This is a genomic window from Acinetobacter rudis (assembly GCF_031157835.1).
Lineage (GTDB): Bacteria > Pseudomonadota > Gammaproteobacteria > Pseudomonadales > Moraxellaceae > Acinetobacter > Acinetobacter rudis_A.
Genome location: NZ_JAVIDR010000010.1, coordinates 39,387 through 56,481 on the forward strand (window position 1 = coordinate 39,387; position 17,095 = coordinate 56,481).

The 17,095-nt window shown below is 38.5% G+C and carries 14 protein-coding genes and 1 tRNA gene; 10 read left to right on the forward strand and 5 right to left on the reverse strand.

The features are described 5' to 3' along the window. The first annotated feature begins 148 nt into the window (after positions 1-148). The 6 genes from bamA to RFH42_RS10245 all read left to right on the forward strand — a co-directional run bounded on the left by bamA (position 149) and on the right by RFH42_RS10245 (position 6,044). Positions 149-2,521: an outer membrane protein assembly factor BamA gene (bamA, locus tag RFH42_RS10220; RefSeq protein WP_374990830.1), complete on the forward strand. Its 2,373-nt coding sequence runs from the start codon at positions 149-151 to the stop codon at positions 2,519-2,521. Positions 2,522-2,580: 59 nt separating this feature from the next. After that, positions 2,581-3,066 carry an OmpH family outer membrane protein gene (locus tag RFH42_RS10225; protein ID WP_308975492.1) on the forward strand — a complete coding sequence of 162 codons (486 nt, stop codon included), beginning with the start codon at positions 2,581-2,583 and terminating at the stop codon, positions 3,064-3,066. 3 nt (positions 3,067-3,069) lie between these two features. Beyond that, entirely contained in the window at positions 3,070-4,140 is a 1,071-nt protein-coding gene (lpxD, locus tag RFH42_RS10230) for a UDP-3-O-(3-hydroxymyristoyl)glucosamine N-acyltransferase (protein ID WP_308975493.1), read from the forward strand. Between the two features lie 2 nt (positions 4,141-4,142). After that, entirely contained in the window at positions 4,143-4,628 is a 486-nt protein-coding gene (gene fabZ, locus RFH42_RS10235) for a 3-hydroxyacyl-ACP dehydratase FabZ (protein WP_308975494.1), read from the forward strand. Further along, positions 4,625-5,413 carry an acyl-ACP--UDP-N-acetylglucosamine O-acyltransferase gene (gene lpxA, locus RFH42_RS10240; protein WP_308975495.1) on the forward strand — a complete coding sequence of 263 codons (789 nt, stop codon included), beginning with the start codon at positions 4,625-4,627 and terminating at the stop codon, positions 5,411-5,413. Before fabZ ends, lpxA begins: the two co-directional genes overlap by 4 nt. Before the next feature lie 259 nt (positions 5,414-5,672). Then, complete coding sequence (locus tag RFH42_RS10245; RefSeq protein WP_308975496.1) at positions 5,673-6,044, forward strand: NADPH-dependent 7-cyano-7-deazaguanine reductase; 372 nt, start codon at positions 5,673-5,675, stop codon at positions 6,042-6,044. A 177-nt stretch (positions 6,045-6,221) separates the two neighbouring features. On the opposite strand, the gene RFH42_RS10250 is transcribed toward RFH42_RS10245, so the two are convergent. The 3 genes from RFH42_RS10250 to RFH42_RS10260 form a co-directional block, all read right to left on the reverse strand. Then, a complete protein-coding gene (locus RFH42_RS10250; protein ID WP_308975497.1) occupies positions 6,222-8,027 on the reverse strand; it encodes an aminopeptidase P family protein in 1,806 nt (601 codons plus the stop codon). An 11-nt stretch (positions 8,028-8,038) separates the two neighbouring features. Further along, positions 8,039-9,565 (reverse strand): peptide MFS transporter, encoded by a 1,527-nt coding sequence (locus RFH42_RS10255; protein ID WP_308975498.1) that lies wholly within the window; start codon positions 9,563-9,565, stop codon positions 8,039-8,041. A gap of 355 nt (positions 9,566-9,920) precedes the next feature. Continuing rightward, positions 9,921-11,129: a L,D-transpeptidase family protein gene (locus tag RFH42_RS10260; protein ID WP_308975499.1), complete on the reverse strand. Its 1,209-nt coding sequence runs from the start codon at positions 11,127-11,129 to the stop codon at positions 9,921-9,923. Positions 11,130-11,332: 203 nt separating this feature from the next. On the opposite strand from RFH42_RS10260, the gene hemE reads away from it, so the two are divergent. From hemE to RFH42_RS10280, 4 genes are all read left to right on the forward strand, one after another. Beyond that, positions 11,333-12,406, forward strand: a complete 1,074-nt coding sequence (gene hemE, locus RFH42_RS10265; RefSeq protein ID WP_308975500.1) for a uroporphyrinogen decarboxylase — start codon at positions 11,333-11,335, stop codon at positions 12,404-12,406. A 23-nt stretch (positions 12,407-12,429) separates the two neighbouring features. Next, positions 12,430-13,227, forward strand: coding sequence for a DUF817 family protein (locus RFH42_RS10270; protein ID WP_308975501.1), 798 nt, complete (start codon positions 12,430-12,432; stop codon positions 13,225-13,227). Between the two features lie 143 nt (positions 13,228-13,370). Continuing rightward, positions 13,371-15,404: an NADPH-dependent 2,4-dienoyl-CoA reductase gene (locus RFH42_RS10275; RefSeq protein ID WP_308975560.1), complete on the forward strand. Its 2,034-nt coding sequence runs from the start codon at positions 13,371-13,373 to the stop codon at positions 15,402-15,404. 87 nt (positions 15,405-15,491) lie between these two features. Next, positions 15,492-15,581 (forward strand) — tRNA-Ser (locus RFH42_RS10280). A 93-nt stretch (positions 15,582-15,674) separates the two neighbouring features. Here RFH42_RS10280 and RFH42_RS10285 read toward each other — a convergent pair. Together RFH42_RS10285 and RFH42_RS10290 are read right to left on the reverse strand one after the other, a co-directional pair. Beyond that, positions 15,675-16,640 carry a zinc-dependent alcohol dehydrogenase family protein gene (locus RFH42_RS10285; RefSeq protein WP_308975502.1) on the reverse strand — a complete coding sequence of 322 codons (966 nt, stop codon included), beginning with the start codon at positions 16,638-16,640 and terminating at the stop codon, positions 15,675-15,677. A 64-nt stretch (positions 16,641-16,704) separates the two neighbouring features. After that, on the reverse strand, positions 16,705-17,007 hold the full coding sequence (locus RFH42_RS10290; RefSeq protein ID WP_308975503.1) for an ArsR/SmtB family transcription factor: 303 nt from the start codon (positions 17,005-17,007) through the stop codon (positions 16,705-16,707). Positions 17,008-17,095: the final 88 nt, after the last annotated feature.

Below are 17,095 nucleotides of genomic sequence, written 5' to 3' on the forward strand. Positions count from 1 at the left end.
AGGCATGCAGCACTCATATTTATTTATGCCATTGGCACTCGTTAGTGCGATGGCTGCAGTACAACAAGTATATGCAGCGGATGAATTTATTGCACGTGATATACGTGTTGACGGTTTAGTTCGTTTAACTCCGAAAAATGTTTTAACCATGATCCCAATTAATAGTGGGGATCGCGTGTCTGATCCAGCAATTGCTGATGCAATTCGTGCGCTTTATGCAACGAACTTGTTTGATGACATTAAAGCGCGTGAAGAAAATGGTGTGCTCGTTTTTGATGTTGTTGAACGCCCAATCATTTCTAAAATCAACTTTAAAGGCAATAAGCTTATTCCTAAAGAAGCCTTACAAGAAGGTTTAAAGAAAATGGGCTTAGCTGAAGGTGAAGTGCTGAAAAAATCAGCATTGCAAACTTTGGAAACAGAGCTTGAGCAGCAATATGCGCAGCAAGGTCGCTACGATGCCAAAATTAAAGTGGATACAGTTGCACGCCCAAATAACCGTGTTGAATTAGATATTAACTTTCAAGAAGGTAAGGCCGCAAAAGTATTTGATATCAATATTGTTGGTAATACCGTATTTAAAGATGATGAAATTAAGCAAGCCTTTGCATTAAAAGAAAGTGGCTGGGCATCTATTGTTACGCGTAATGACCGTTATGCGCGTGAGAAAATGGCTGCCAGTATGGAAGCTTTACGTGCATTATATTTAAACAAAGGTTATATCAATTTTGAAATTAACAGTTCTAATTTAAATATTAGTGAAGATAAAAAGAATATCTTTATTGAGGTATCTGTTAATGAAGGTGAGCAATATAAATTTGGTCAAACTAAGTTTTTAGGTGATGCTCTCTATAAAATGGATGAGCTTAAAGCTCTGCAAGTATATAAAGATGGTGACATTTATTCGCAGGAACGCGTGAATGCTGTAAAGCAATTACTCTCACGTAAATATGGTAATGCTGGTTATTACTATGCAGATATTAACGTTGTGCCTGAAATTTTACCTGAAACGCATACAGTAAATCTGAACTATTATATTAATCCAGGTCAACAAGTTACAGTTCGTCGTATTAACTTTGCTGGGAACACAAAGACAGCTGATGAAGTATTACGTCGTGAAATGCGTCAGATGGAAGGTGCATTAGCCAGTAATGAAAAAATTGACCTTTCTCGCGTGCGTTTAGAGCGAACTGGTTTCTTTAAAACAGTTGATATTCAACCTGTTCGTGTACCGAATGCACCAGACCAAGTTGATTTAAATATTAATGTTGAAGAGCAACACTCTGGTACTAGTACTTTAGCTGTCGGTTTCTCGCAAAGTGGTGGTGTGACATTCCAAGCAGGTTTAAGTCAAACCAACTTCTTTGGTACGGGTAATCGTGTAGCCATTGATTTATCGCGTTCAGAAACACAAGATTACTATAACTTAAGTGTAACTGATCCATACTTCACCATTGATGGGGTGAGTCGTGGTTATAACGCATATTATCGTAAGACTAAATTAAACAGTAGTTATAACGTCAACAACTACGTTACAGATAGTTTGGGTGGTGGTTTAAGTTTTGGTTATCCAATTGATGAAAACCAAAATATTAGTGCTGGTTTAAACATTGATAATACGAAAGTAACTACGGGTCAGTATGTATCGACCTATGTACGTGATTATTTATTGCGTAATGGTGGTAAAGCGACAGGAGAGGCGAAGACTCAATGTCCAGCTGGTTCTGAGTTGAATGCGGAAAGGGAATGCTTTGATAGCGTTAAGAAGGTTGTCGTGCCCCCTGTCACATATCATGGTGAGTTTCAAGGTGAATTCTTAACTTATAACTTAAACCTAGGTTGGTCTTATAACACCTTAAACCGTCCAATTTTCCCAACCAGTGGTACTTTGCATCGCTTAAACGGTGAGATTGCTCTCCCTGGTAGTGATGTTGAATATCAAAAATTAACTTATGAAGCTCAAACTTATTTCTCTTTGGGTAAAGACTTTGTTCTTCGTGGCTATGGTAAGTTGGGCTATGGTAATGACTTACCATTCTATAAAAACTTCTATGCCGGTGGTTTTGGTTCGGTTCGTGGTTATGACAACAGTACTCTAGGTCCGAAATATCCTGGTGTGGTTTATGATGCCATTGGTGCAGTGGATTGGAACCCTGAAGAAGTGGGTGGTAACGCTTTAATTCAGTTTGGTACAGAGCTTGCACTTCCTATTCCATTTAAAGGGGATTGGGCACGTCAAGTACGTCCTGTAATCTTTGCTGAAGGCGCACAAGTCTTTGATACCCAGTGTGATGTTCCACGCGGTCAGCTAAATTTCGGCAATGGTAAAATTGTTGATGCTAAGCAATACTGTAAAGATAACAATGAGTTAGATTTTGGTAATATGCGTTATAGTGTTGGTGTTGGTTTCACTTGGATTACCATGATTGGCCCATTATCACTCAGTTATGCATTCCCATTGAATGATAAAGAAGGCGATAAAACAAAAGCGGTTCAATTTGAAATCGGTCGTACATTCTAACGACCGCTTTCAATTTCTTGTTGTTTAAAATAGTTGTAAATGTTTAAAAGGTATAAAACATGAAAAAAATGAATCTATTGGTTCTTGGTTTAGGTATGGCGGTGTCTGGTTTAGCAAATGCTGCAGGTTATGGTGTAGTCGATTTAGAAAAAGTAGTGACTGCAAGCCAATATTTAAAACAGCAAAATGCGAGTTTAGAACAAACAGTTAAACCACAAACTGCAAAGCTTGAACAAATTGGCAAAGAAATAGAAGCATTGCAGCAAAAAGCAACTCAACCAGGGGCGAATAAAGAGCAACTTGCATCGCAATATCAAGCAAAAGTAACTGAGTTCCAAACGATTCAACAAGCTGTTCAAACTAAAGTACAGGCTGCTATTCAAAGCACAAATAAAACTTTTGAAGCACGTGTAAAGCAAGTTGCTGAACAATTGCGCCAAGAAAGCGGTTTAGATATGGTAATGAACAAAAATGCTGTTTTATCTTATGACCCAAAATTCGATTTAACTGATAAAATGACTCAAAAGGTTAATGCAATTAAATAATCAATGAAGTCAAATTGTTATTCATTAAATGAACTTGCTAATGTCGTCAATGGTACTGTAATTGGCGACAGCAAGATTCAAGTCAGTGGGCTTGCTAGTCTTGAGTACGCTCAGGCCGAGCAAGTATCTTTTGTTAATGGTGAGAAGTATCTAGATAAAGCCATTCATTCTCAGGCAGGTGCATTGATTGTTACTGCCGCCCTTAAAGAGCAACTGTCGAAACATCAGCACTTTATTGTAGTTGATAACCCATATTTAGCATTTGCTCAGTTAACTCATCACTTTGAAACTAAATTTTCACGCCGAGGTATTGAGCATACAGCGCAAATAGCAGCTTCAGCGATCATCGCTGACAATGCTTATGTTGGGCATTATGCAGTGATCGGTGAACATTGTGTTGTGGGTGATAATACCATTATTCAATCACATGTTCGTTTAGATGACGGGGTTGAGATTGGTCAAAACTGTTTAATTGAATCACATGTGCTCATTACAGCTGCTGCGCAATTGGGAAATAATGTGCGTATTCATGCAAATACCGTCATTGGTGGGGAAGGTTTTGGTTTTGCACCCTATCAAGGTCAGTGGCATCGTATTGCACAATTAGGTTCTGTCCGTATTGGAAATAATGTACGTATAGGCTCAAATTGCAGTATTGATCGTGGTGCACTTGAAGATACCATTCTTGAAGATGGTGTGATTCTTGATAATCTTGTGCAAATTGCACATAACGTTAAAGTGGGTGCAAATACAGCAATGGCTGCTAAGTGTGGTATTGCTGGTAGTACAACGATTGGCAAAAACTGTGTCTTTGCAGGTGCTGTTGGTGTCGTAGGGCATATAAATATCTGTGATAATGTGACAATTACGGGTATGTCAATGGTCACAAAAAATATTTTACAAGCAGGTAGTTATTCTTCCGGTACTGCAATGTCAGAAACTGCTCAATGGAAAAAAACGGTGGTTCGCCTTAGACAATTAGCAGATGTGCCATTGACCAAGATGGTCAAACAACTTGATCATATGCAGGCTCGAATTGAGTCCCTTGAAACTAATTTTAAGTTGCGTAAATAACTATGACTGAGACTAAAGCCTTACCGTTCACGGTTCCTGAACTACCAATGAATGTTCAAACTATTCGTTCATATCTACCACACCGCTATCCATTTTTGCTGGTTGATCGTGTAACTGATGTAACCGAGAATGGTATTGTTGGTTATAAAAATATCACGATTAATGAAGAATTTATGCAGGGGCATTTCCCTGGTTATCCGATTATGCCTGGCGTACTTATTGTTGAAGCAATGGCGCAAATTTCAGGTGTTTTAGGTTTTATTATGAACAATGAAACACCTCAACCAGGTTCATTGTTTTTGTTTGCTGGTGCAGAAAAAGTTCGCTTTAAAAAACAAGTCGTTCCAGGCGATCAATTGGTGCTAAAATCTGAACTTCTTATGCAAAAGCGCGGTATTTATAAATATTTATGTACTGCTTGCGTAGATGACAAGATTGCAGCGACGGCTGAAATTATCATTTCTCATCAGAAATTAGAGCAGGTATGAGTAATAACGAATTAATCCACACGACCGCAATTATCGATCCAACCGCTCAGATTGCTTCTGATGTTAGTATCGGTCCATACACAATTATTGGACCAAATGTCAGCATTGGTGCTGGTACTAAAATTTACTCTCATGTTGTGATTGCCAAAAATACACGTATTGGTGAACACAATCAGATCTATCAATTTGCCAGTATTGGTGAGGATTGTCAGGATCTGAAGTATCAAGGTGAAGATACATGGCTTGAAATTGGTGACCATAACCAAATTCGCGAGCATTGTAGTTTACACCGAGGAACTGTTCAGGATCAGTCTTTGACAAAAATCGGCAGTCATAACTTACTTATGGTCAATACTCATATTGCCCATGACTGTGTTATCGGCAACCATAACATTTTCGCCAATAATGTCGGCGTTGCTGGACATGTGCATACTGGTGATTATGTTGTGGTCGGTGGTAATTCGGGGATTCATCAATTTTGTAAAATTGATTCGTACAGTATGATTGGTGGTGCATCTTTAATTCTTAAAGATGTTGCTGCATATACGATGGTTTCTGGAAATCCTGCGCGTACTTTTGGATTAAATGTTGAAGGTATGCGGCGTAAAGGTTGGTCTAAAGAAACAATTCATGGTTTGCGAGAGTGTTTTAAATTAATCTTTAAATCAGGCTTGACCACGGAAGAAGCAATTGCTCAAATACAAGCGGAAATTGTTCCTCAAGTTGCTGAGGCTCAGCTTTTGATTGATTCTTTAGCCCAGTCAAAACGAGGCATAGTACGTTAATTTGACTGTGGTTGAAATGAATCTCGAAATTAAAGAGCATGTTGTTTAGTACATGCTTTTTACAGTAAACCTCACTCATTGTGAGGTTTTTTATTGCTAGAAGATCATACTGTTAAGTTTGTGGAAGCGACATAGAATGAGTAGATCAGAATAAAATCGAATAAATTTGAAAAGATTTTGCAGTGAATTGTTATTCGTTTTGTCCATTGTTTTTGATCGTAGTATGATTAAGTAAATGTTTCTAATGATTGGAATTTTAATGAAAAAATTACTTTTTATTTCATCGCTTTTGGCATTAGGTTTTATGAGTGGATGTAGTCAAGCAGACCAAAATAAGACGACTAAAACAGATGCCGCCGCAGCTTCACAGATTGGTGTGATTGACTCAAATGCAACAAGTGTAAAATATGAAACTGAAGATAAGAAGGAATTTATCCTAACGACCAAAGATAATTTTGCCAGTGCAACTTTATTAGACGCAGAGGGTAATAGCTATGCATTAAAAGAATCTCCAGCAGGCAGTGGTATGTTATTAAAAGGTGAGAATGGCGTATCAGTTCATACTAAAGGGGATGAAGGTATTATTGAGCTCTCTAAGGAGCGTAGTTTTAATGTTAAAGAAGTGAAATAATTCATTAAGATCTATCAAATACCCTGATTAATGCTATGACGTATTTGGTCAGGGTATTTTTTCTTACTGTAAATGCCTTATCTCATTTTATTCGTGAAGGGTATTTTGTTTAGGTGTCTTTAAGGAACCGAGGTTCCTTGTATAGACTGATTAACGCATAGAAATAGCTTAAATGTGTTATTGAATCATTTGTGTTTGATGTGTCAGCCATTCTAGTACTGAACCCGTTAAATAGGGTGCAAGTGAATGATAAACAGATTGATGGTAGTTATTTAGCCATTGTTTTTCACTTTCATTGAGAAGCTCTTTTACAATGCATTGTTGATGAATAGGACATAAAGTTAGATTCTCAAAATGCAAGAACTGCCCATAATGCACTGTGGGAACAACTTTATTTTGCACAGTGACTAAATTTTCAATACGAATGCCATATTGGCCATCATGATAAAGTCCAGGTTCATTGGAAACAATCATCCCAGCTTTTAAGGCTGAATCAGCTGTAATGGGTGCGTAATATGACAAGACTTGTGGCCCTTCATGTACATTTAGTGCAAAACCGACACCATGGCCTGTACCATGCCGATAATCTAATCCTTGTTGCCATAAAACTTGCCGTGCAATTGAGTCAAGCAGTGGTGCGGCGAGGTTTTCTGGAAAGACAGCTTGTGATAGTGCAATATGTGCTTTGAGGACGAGTGTATAGTCCTTTTTTTGTTGAGCAGTTGCTTGACCAACTTCAACAACTCGAGTGATATCTGTAGTACCGTCATGATATTGAGCCCCTGAGTCTATAAGAAGCAAACCATGACCATGAATGGGGCTAAACTGTTCTGTTGTTGCTCGATAGTGCGGTTGAGCACCATTGGCATTAAAACCTGCAATAGTAGCAAAGCTAGGTCCAATATACCCCAATTGTTGTGCACGATAAGCTGTGAGTTTTTTATCAATATCAAGTTCATTTAACTCAATCTTTTCAGATATTGCTTGTTCAAGCCATGTAAAAAAGTGACATAAGGCAATTCCATCTTTAAGCATGGCATTGCGGATATGTTGAATTTCTAAAGGATGTTTAGATGCCTTCAGTCTAGTGCTCGGATTGAGTTCATGGTGGACTTTTACACTTTTAGGGAGTGCTTCTTGGTGAAATGCAGATACTTTTGTGGGGTCAAGCCAGATACTGTCTTGTTGTAGTTGAGAGAGAAAAGGGGCTGACTGAGTATAATCGATGATTTCAACACCATCATGTTGTAACTGTTGGATTAATTTAGGTTTGAGTTTGTTTGGGGCAATAAATAATACAATACGAGACTGATCAATATATAAATGCGCTAAAAAAACAGGATTGTATTCAACATCACAACCACGGCAGTTTAAAATCCATGCGATATCATCAAGAGATGAAATAAATAAGCTGGCAACTTGTTTTGTCGCTAGGATTTCTCGAAGGGCTTCTATTTTTTCAAGATGTGTTAATGCATTGAGGCCATCTGCCATCATGTGTACTGTTTGTACAGGCAATGCTGGTCGATCTAACCAAAGTTCATCAATTAGATCTGATTGCGTATAAAGCTGAATATTGTATTGTTGGGAAATTTGTTCAAGTAAGCCAAATTGTTGTACAGATATAATTTGATTGTTTATTGCAAGCGTATCTCCTGATTGTAGGTGCTGTTTTATCCAAGCAAGATGCGTGCTTTGAGGATCTGCCGTGAGTTTTTGTACGCTGATCCCACTGCCTGCAAGTTGTTGTTCTGCTTGTAACCAATAACGACCATCAACCCAAAGACCTGCAAAATTGGCAGTAACAATGATGGTACCTACAGAGCCTGTGAAACCAGATAACCAAGCCCTTATTTTCCAGTGCTCTGGCAAATACTCAGAAAGATGAGGGTCTGCACTCATGAGTAACCAAGCATTGATGCCTTGTTCTTTCATGTTGTCACGGAGTTGTTTAAGTTTATCTGTTGTAGAGAGCGTAAGCATATATATTCCTTTTATCCGCAACGAGAGGGCTTAGCAAGCATCTTATTTAGAGGAAATTTAAGTATAAACAAAAGTATGGCTCCAATCAGTAAGATCAAGCTATATCGGTAGAGTAAGCCTGACATTTCATTAAAAGATTGGGCTAAGATTTCACTGCCCATTAAGCCTGCACACAAATTACCAATAGCAATAGCAGTACACCAAAGCCCCATAATTTGTCCACGCAGTTTGTCAGGAGCCAGTTCTGTCATGGCTGATAAGCCAATTGGGCTTAAACATAACTCCCCTAATGTGAGTAAGAAAAAACTACTCACCAGCCACCAAGGTGAAGCGAGTGGATGACTTTGCTGACTATTAAGCAGTGATTGGCAGGCAAATGCGAGTACTAGGAATGCAGCTGTTGCAAAGAGAAGTGCCAAGATAAATTTACTGAGATGCGTTAAATGATAATGTCGCTTTGCAAGAGCAGTCCATACCCAAGCCAAAACAGGTGATAAGGTGATGACGAAGAGTGGGTTAATTGATTGGAACCAAATGGTGGGAATTTGAAAGTTAAATAGATTACGATTGGTATGTTCTAATGCAAAGAGATTAAATACAGTGTAGGTTTGCTCGAAAGCAGACCAAAATAAGGCAGCAGCCATTAATAAAATAAAGCATAAAATAATTTTAGTTTTTTCATGAAAAGTTAATCCTGCAAAAAAAAGCATATAGCCAAAGTAAATAAAGACTGTTGTAACAATACTAATGGTCAAATAACGGCTTAAAAATATAGGATGGAGAGTAATCCAAGCTTGATGAACGGCAATTATTAAAAATATTAGGATAGTCACCAAGCCATAAATGAGTTTTGCTGCATAGGGGTGTGGTGAAATGGGGGAGTCCAAGCCATTGTTACTAATCAGGTCTTGGTTAAAGTTTTTAAGTTGTTTTATACAATAAAAACGAAATATAAGCATTGAACATAACATACCTAAGCCGCCAGCAATGAAACCAGCATGCCAATTAATATGCTCAGCTAATAGCCCTGTAATTAATGGAGCAATAAACGAACCAATATTTATTCCCGTATAGAAAATAAGAAAGCCTGAGTCCCGACGCTGATCTGCTTCTTGGTAGAGCAAACCAACAATTACAGCAATACAGGTTTTAAAAAGACCTGAACCTAGAGCAATAAAGACCAATCCTAGGTAAAAAAAGGTACTCGAAAAAAAAGCATTCAGGGCAATACAAAAATGGCCTATAGACATCAGGATTGCACCAATATACACGGCACGAATTTGACCTAAATAATGGTCTGCAAGCCATCCTCCTAATATCGTCATAAAATAGACAGATCCAGCAAAAAGCCCGACCAATGCAGAAGCCTCAGCTCGGCTCATTTGCATGCCACCTTGAAAAATAAAAGCAGTCATGTAGAGAATTAAGAGTGGGCGAATACCATAAAAAGAAAAGCGTTCCCACAGTTCGGTTAGAAAAAGTCCTTTTAGTGGCCTTGGATGGCCATAAAAACCAGTATGTAGTTGTTTTGATTTCATCTTGAATCCTTAGATGATATTTATAATAAGTTGAACAGCTAAATTGGTAATGGTGTATGTATGCGATGTAGACGCTACATATAATTTTTTAAAAAATCTAATGAATGTAAAGGTTGGGTTGTTTATGTAGTTGGCGTGATCACATATGTTTTGTTATGCCTAGATTTTAGGCTTTATGTTTTATTCATTGTTGTTGTTTAGTTAAATTAAAAATTAGTTGATGATCTGTACACAATTAAACTTATGTTTAGCGTCATGATGATGGGAAAGGTTTTCTGAGTTGGATAAAAAATTAAAATGGCATAAAAAAACGCCCTCAAATGTGGGCGTTTTTTATACATATACTGAATTGAAATTATTCGAGGAACTTCACTGTAACACCAGCTTTTACTTTCTTACCTAAGTCATTCGCATCCCAGTTCGTCAAACGGATACAACCATGCGATGCTGTCTTAGAAATCAAAGAAGGGTTTGGTGTACCATGAATACCAAATGATTTTTTACTTAAACCAATCCAAATATTACCCACTGGGCCATTTGGGCCAGGTGGCAAAGAAAGAGGTTTATTATTATTTCCTTGTACAAAGTTACTTGGAGAGTAGCTGTACCATGGGTTTGGAGCAACTCCAGTAATTTTATAAGTTCCTGTTGGAGATGGTGTTTGTGCACTACCAATGGTTGCAGGGAAAGAACCGACCATTTGATTTTGACTATTAAATAAATAAAGTTGTTTAACACCTTTATGCGCAACAATTAAATGAATATTTTCAGGAAGCTCATTACGAATATTGGTCACAATAATACGCTCACCAGCTTTCTTAAAACTCGCATTTGGATTGAGCTTTTTCATAAAGGCTTCATCCATATGGAATTTTTCCGAAAGCATTTCGAGAGGACCAGTATAATAGAGTCCTTTCATTTTTGCTTGTTGAGCATAATCACGCGGGATTGATCCTGAATAAGGACCTTTTAAATCTGCTTCAGTGATGGTGTACTCTACAAAAGCAGGTTTATTCCCTTGTAAACTAATTAGTTTATCCCAAGTTTCTTTGGTTAAAGATCCAGTTGGCTCTAAACCTTGCATTTGTTGGAAAGATGAAATGGCTTTTAATGTATTCATGCCACTTGAACCATCAATTGCACCTGGTGAAGCATGAGCATTGTTAAGCATTACATGTGCGCGAGCATACACAGGAAATTGACCACGACCAATATTTTCATACCATTCGGCATTATTAATACCATCGAGAGTCCAAGCTGCTTTTGCAGCCTTGTTGGATGTATTTGTTGTATTTGTTGTACTTGGTGCTTGAGCAATATCAGCTTTTAGATTTTCAGACTTTTCTAATTTTTGCAGCGTATTTGCAGCTTGGTTTAGATCTTTCTGTTCTTGTGGAGTAATTGCGCTATTTGCTACATCAGATGCAGTATCTACTGCTAATGGATCAATTGGATCTTCAACGGTTGCAGAAGTTTTTGACTGATCAGCTGCTTGTGGTGCCGCGAGAACACTTGTAGTAAAAGCACAACTGAGACTCAAAGCAAGGATTGAGCGAACGAACATGTAAATCAACCTTAACGTTTATTCATATAGGAATATTCAAATCGCGATAAGTATTACAGAAATAATTATTCTGTGCAGTATTTGTTTTGTTTAATTCGATATTTATATTAATCACTAAGTCGGAAACATTGTGCTAAGCATTACTATATTGGGGTGCATTTGTTATGATGGCGACGATTTTAGAATATAGATTTGGAAAGTAAATGACGACTTTAAAAAATGATCGCTTTCTACGTGCCTTATTACGTGAACCTGTGGATACGACTCCAGTCTGGATGATGCGTCAAGCTGGCCGTTATTTACCTGAATATCGTGAGACTCGCAGTCAAGCGGGGGATTTTCTTTCACTGTGTAAAAATACCGAACTTGCTTGTGAAGTGACATTGCAACCTTTGCGTCGTTATGAGTTGGATGCTGCAATTTTATTTTCAGATATTCTTACTGTGCCAGATGCAATGGGACTCGGATTATATTTTGAGGCTGGCGAAGGACCTAAGTTTCATAAAACCATACGTACTGAACAAGATGTTGCTAATTTAACCAAGTTGAATGCTAAAGCTGATTTAGCCTATGTTATGGATGCAGTATCTGCTATTCGTTCAGCATTATCAGGACAAGTACCATTGATTGGTTTTTCTGGTAGTCCTTGGACATTGGCCACATATATGATCGAAGGTGGATCAAGCAAAGATTTTCGTTTTAGTAAAGAAATGCTTTACCGTCAACCTGAGGTTTTGCATGCTTTACTTGATCATCTTGCTGATGCGGTAATCGACTATTTAAATGCGCAAATTGATGCAGGTGCGCAAGCCGTTCAGATATTTGATAGTTGGGGAGGTGCATTAGCACATCAACAATATATAGACTTCTCTTTACGTTATATGCAGAAAATTGTGGCAGGCTTACAGCGTGAGAAAGAGGGACGTAAAGTACCTGTAATTTTATTTACTAAAGGTGGTGGTCAATGGCTTGAACCAATGGTAATGACTGGTGCTGATGCTTTAGGTTTAGATTGGACCACACCTTTAAATGTTGCGAGACAGGCCGTTGCTGGCCGTGTTGCTTTACAGGGTAATCTAGATCCAGCAACCTTATATGGTTCTAAGTCAGAAATTGAAAGAGCAGTAAAAGCAATGCTTGATGATGCTTATGCCGGTGGTGAGACTACAGGCTATGTCGCAAACTTAGGACATGGTATTACACAGTGGGTTAATCCAGAGCAACCAAAAATCTTTGTAGATACTGTACATGAGTATAGTGCTCAGTATCTGAAATAAGTTTTGCTTTGAGAATTTATCACATGAGTGTGATCATTAATCTTATACGTTTTTCCAGCTTAGCCGCTTCGGCGGCTGTGTTTGGGATATTGCTGCTTTTGGCATTTGTCCTTAGTGTTTCTATGGATGATACGGCTTACTTTGGATTTTATCGTTACGATTATTTATTATTCTTTGCATTAATGATTCAGTTTACCATGCTCTATTTCAAGCTAGAGTCTTGGAATGAAGCGAAGGTTATTGCATTGTTTCATGTAATGGCCATGGTCATGGAGATTGTGCTTACTAGTCCTGTTATTGGCTCTTGGTATTATCCACAACCATCGGTGTTTAAAATAATTACTGTGCCTTTGTTCGCAGGTTTTATGTATTCAGCCGTGGGTAGTTTTTTTTCTCGCGGTATTCGTTTATTACAAGTGCAATTTGACCATTTACCTAGTTTTACCGCCATGATGAGTTTGGCTGTATTATCTTATTTAAATTTTATGACTAAATTCGTAATTTACGATTTTCGTTATTTTTTATTCCTTTGGAGTGTTCTTTTATTTTATAAAACGAGAGTGCAATTTAACCTAGGCAATTATAAAATTCATAGTCCTATGTTATTGGTACTTCTCATTTTGGCTGTAATCATTTGGGTTGCAGAGAATATTAGTACTTTTTATCAAATTTGGTTATACCCAAGCCAGATTGACGCTTGGCATATGGTTGGACTGGGTAAAATTGGTTCTTGGTATTTATTGCTCCTGTTGAGCTTAGTATTGGTGTTAAAAATACTGGGTGATCGTGATCAACAAGGACATTGGTATATTAAGCATTAATAGCAATATACAGTCATATATTTCTATCGTATTCAATTGGCAGCAACATAAAAATAAATAGACCGAGAAGTCATCAATAATATGTAAATTTCGGTTAGAGTATTATGCAACAAGTTGCAAAGCCAATATTTGAAGGACTCATCATGACAACTCGCTATGCACATATTTTAAAACCTCTACATTTAGGTTATACAACGATTAAGAACCGTGTGGTGATGGGATCCATGCACACTGGATTAGAAGATCGCTTTTATAATTATCCTAAGCTTGCAGCTTATTTTGAAGAGCGTGCTAAGGGCGGAGTGGGCCTGATTATTACTGGTGGGATATCGCCCAATCGCCAAGGTTGGTTATTACCCGCAGGTGGTACGATGAACCACTTAGGGGATATCGTTCCTCATCGATTAGTAACCCATGCAGTACATAAACATGGTTCGAAAATTTTAATGCAGATTTTGCATGCTGGACGCTATGGTTATCAGCCTTTCGTCGTTTCAGCAAGCCCCATAAAATCGCCTATTTCACCTTTTAAACCACGCCAATTAACTGAAAAACAAATATTACAAACCATTGAAGATTTTGCACATACAGCGAGTTTGGCAAAACGTGCAGGTTATGATGGGGTTGAGGTGATGGGGTCAGAAGGCTACTTGATTAACCAATTTCTGAGTCGACATGTGAATCAGCGTGAAGATTGTTGGGGCGGAGATATTCAAAATCGCATGCGTTTTGCTGTAGAAATAGTGAAAGCCATTCGTGCCAAAGTGGGTGAAAAGTTTATTATCAGTTTCCGTTTATCCCTGCTCGATTTGGTACATGACGGTAATACTATGGACGAAGTTATCGTTGTTGCTCAAGCTTTAGAAAAAGTCGGTGTTACATTATTGAATACGGGTATTGGATGGCATGAAGCACGTATTCCTACTATTGTAACATCTGTCCCAAGAGCGGCTTTTGTTGATTATACTGCTGAGGTTAAGAAACACGTCTCGTTACCCGTTATTGCATCAAACCGCATTAACATGCCCGATACAGCAGAAGAAATTTTGGCACAAGGTCAAGCTGATATGGTGCAAATGGCACGTCCATTATTAGCCGATCCGTATTGGGTAAGTAAAACAGCAACTAATCGTGTTCAAGAGATTAATACTTGTATTGCATGTAATCAGGCTTGTTTAGATCACACCTTTAAGAATCAACGTGCTACATGTTTAGTCAATCCAAGAGCCGCTTATGAGACTGAGTTGGTTTATATCAAAACAAAACGTCCTAAACGCATCGCCGTGGTTGGTGCTGGTGTTGCTGGTATGTCGGCTGCAACCGTTGCTGCAGGGCGTGGTCACCAAGTGACCCTATTTGAAGCCAGCAGCGAGGTTGGTGGGCAATTTAATTTGGCGAAAGTTGTCCCTGGTAAAGAAGAGTTTCATGAGACAATTCGTTATTTCAAAGGTCAAATTCAATTAACAGGCGTGGAATTAAGATTAAATACCAAAGTTAATCGAGAGCAACTTGAACGTGAAGGATTTGATGAGGTCATTGTTGCTACAGGTGTTATTCCTCGTGCACTGAAGATTGAGGGTAGTCACGCACCTCAAGTATTGTCTTATGCTGAAGTATTGAGAGGAGCTCCTGTGGGGTTGCGTGTTGCTGTGATTGGTGCTGGAGGAATAGGCTTTGATGTTTCAGAATATTTATTAAAGCCTGAACATCAACCCCAACCACAAACAATTGCGGATTGGAAGCGTGAATGGGGGGTTGATCAACATTCAAATTATGTTTCTGAAGGTGGTCTACAAACTGCTGAAGTTGAATCACCAATACGTGAAATTTATTTAATGCAACGCAAGACTACGGCTTTGGGAGCAGGTTTAGGTAAGACTTCTGGATGGGTACATCGCGCACAATTGAAGAAACATGCAGTAAAAATGCTACGTGGTGTGCAATACAAGGCTGTAACCGATGAAGGTATTTGGGTTGATATCAATGGCCAAGATCAATTGTTACGTGTAGATACGGTTGTCGTGTGTGCTGGACAGGAGTCTGTTGCAGATTTGATGCCAAAGCAAGATGAGAAAACATTTGCAAAATACCATATTATTGGTGGAGCTAAATTGGCAGCAGAGCTTGATGCAAAGCGTGCAATCCGTGAAGGTGCTGAATTAGCAGCCAAAATATAAGGTTTTTGTTGAAACATTATTCACTTGAACATTTTTTTATGAATTTTACTTGTATAAGAGCAAGAAGCTTTGTATTCTTGCGCACATGGAAGCGTGGCAGAGTGGTTTAATGCACCGGTCTTGAAAACCGACGAGGGCGCGAGTCCTCCGTGAGTTCGAATCTCACCGCTTCCGCCAAATTCTGAATCAAGCCCTTGTGAAAACAAGGGCTTTTTTCTTGTCTATGATTTACGTTTACACATGGTTTCACCTTCACTAAAGGGGGTATTTTTATTCTGTGAAAACGTCAATTGCAATTTTCCCTTGTATCCCGTTATTTTTACTTTCCAAACGGGCATGAGCGAGTGAAATGTCTTTTAGTGAATAAATTGCACCAATGTGTGGGCGTAATTGACCACGTTCAACTAAGGTGGTTAATTCATCCAGTTTTCCACGGTTTTGTCTTGTAAAAACAAAATGGTAACTCGCATTTTTAGCCCAAGCTTGGATAAGATTCTGTGGTTGGTCTATATCCACAATACTGACAACTCGACCTAATTGGGCTAGCGCATCTGGGCTTTTGGATAAGGTATGACCACCAATTGTGTCTAAGATTACATCTACACCTTGTCCATGAGTTTCTTTCATGATGAAATCAACATAATCTTCATGTTCATAGTCAATAATTGCGTCGGCCCCAAGTCGATGCACAAATTGTCGATTCATTTCACGTACTGTTGTAAATACTTTGGCACCAACAGCTTTTGCTATTTGAATAGCGATATGCCCAACGCCACCAGCGCCTCCATGTATTAATATTGTCTCGTTTGCTTGCAAATTAGCTCGTGTAATCAGCCCTTCCCAAACAGTACCACCAACCAAGCTTAAACTTGCGGCTTCAAGATGATTTAATGAGGCTGGTTTCTTTGCCACAATATTTTCGTCAGCAACATGGTATTCAGCATAACTTCCTGAACCATTGAATATTTGGGGGGTATACCAAACTTCATCCCCAACTGAGAAAAGGTTTACACCCTCACCAATTGCTTCAATTACTCCTGATACATCATGTCCAGTGATAGCGGGTAAGGGTACAAGATCTGCATAGTCACCTCTACGTACCTGATAATCTAGGGGATTAATTGAAGTCGCATATACACGGACTAATACTTGCCCTGTTTTTGGGGTAGGTTTAGTTACATCACAATATTCAAATTGGTTTGAATCACCAAAAGATTTTAAAACAGCTGCTTTCATCATTAAACCTTATTTCGTTAAAAAGAGATATCGGGAATTATCGATGTGTTGATTTAAAAAAAAACTACAGCTCTGTGCCAATAAGTTCTGCTAAAGCACGTATTGCAGCTTCATTACGTTTGTAATAGGTCCACTGTCCAACACGTTTAACCTCAACCAGGCCAGCACGTTGTAGTGTAGAAAGATAATCAGACACTGTAGACTGTGAGAGCCCAACGCCTTCTTGAATGCTACTGACGCAAACACCCAAAGTAAAAACATCGCCTTCATCTTGAGGCGGGAAGTGTTTTACAGGGTCTTTTAAGCCTTTTAAAATTTCAAGGCGTGTGCGGTTTGAGAGCGCTTTAAATACATCGATCAATTCCATGACATGATTGTATCGAAATATACAGATATGTCTATCATAAATTTAAATGCGCAGAGAAAGAGGTTTTAGTTTCAGCTAGCTAGGATTG

Coding starts and splice junctions, on each gene's coding strand:
- lpxD (WP_308975493.1), top strand. CDS start 3,070: ATGAAGTCAAATTGTTATTCATTAAATGAACTTGCTAATGTCGTCAAT.
- RFH42_RS10225 (WP_308975492.1), top strand. CDS start 2,581: ATGAAAAAAATGAATCTATTGGTTCTTGGTTTAGGTATGGCGGTGTCT.
- RFH42_RS10290 (WP_308975503.1), bottom strand. CDS start 17,007: ATGGAATTGATCGATGTATTTAAAGCGCTCTCAAACCGCACACGCCTT.
- bamA (WP_374990830.1), top strand. CDS start 149: ATGATCCCAATTAATAGTGGGGATCGCGTGTCTGATCCAGCAATTGCT.
- RFH42_RS10285 (WP_308975502.1), bottom strand. CDS start 16,640: ATGAAAGCAGCTGTTTTAAAATCTTTTGGTGATTCAAACCAATTTGAA.
- RFH42_RS10275 (WP_308975560.1), top strand. CDS start 13,371: ATGACAACTCGCTATGCACATATTTTAAAACCTCTACATTTAGGTTAT.
- RFH42_RS10270 (WP_308975501.1), top strand. CDS start 12,430: ATGAGTGTGATCATTAATCTTATACGTTTTTCCAGCTTAGCCGCTTCG.
- RFH42_RS10250 (WP_308975497.1), bottom strand. CDS start 8,027: ATGCTTACGCTCTCTACAACAGATAAACTTAAACAACTCCGTGACAAC.
- lpxA (WP_308975495.1), top strand. CDS start 4,625: ATGAGTAATAACGAATTAATCCACACGACCGCAATTATCGATCCAACC.
- hemE (WP_308975500.1), top strand. CDS start 11,333: ATGACGACTTTAAAAAATGATCGCTTTCTACGTGCCTTATTACGTGAA.
- RFH42_RS10260 (WP_308975499.1), bottom strand. CDS start 11,129: ATGTTCGTTCGCTCAATCCTTGCTTTGAGTCTCAGTTGTGCTTTTACT.
- fabZ (WP_308975494.1), top strand. CDS start 4,143: ATGACTGAGACTAAAGCCTTACCGTTCACGGTTCCTGAACTACCAATG.
- RFH42_RS10255 (WP_308975498.1), bottom strand. CDS start 9,565: ATGAAATCAAAACAACTACATACTGGTTTTTATGGCCATCCAAGGCCA.
- RFH42_RS10245 (WP_308975496.1), top strand. CDS start 5,673: ATGAAAAAATTACTTTTTATTTCATCGCTTTTGGCATTAGGTTTTATG.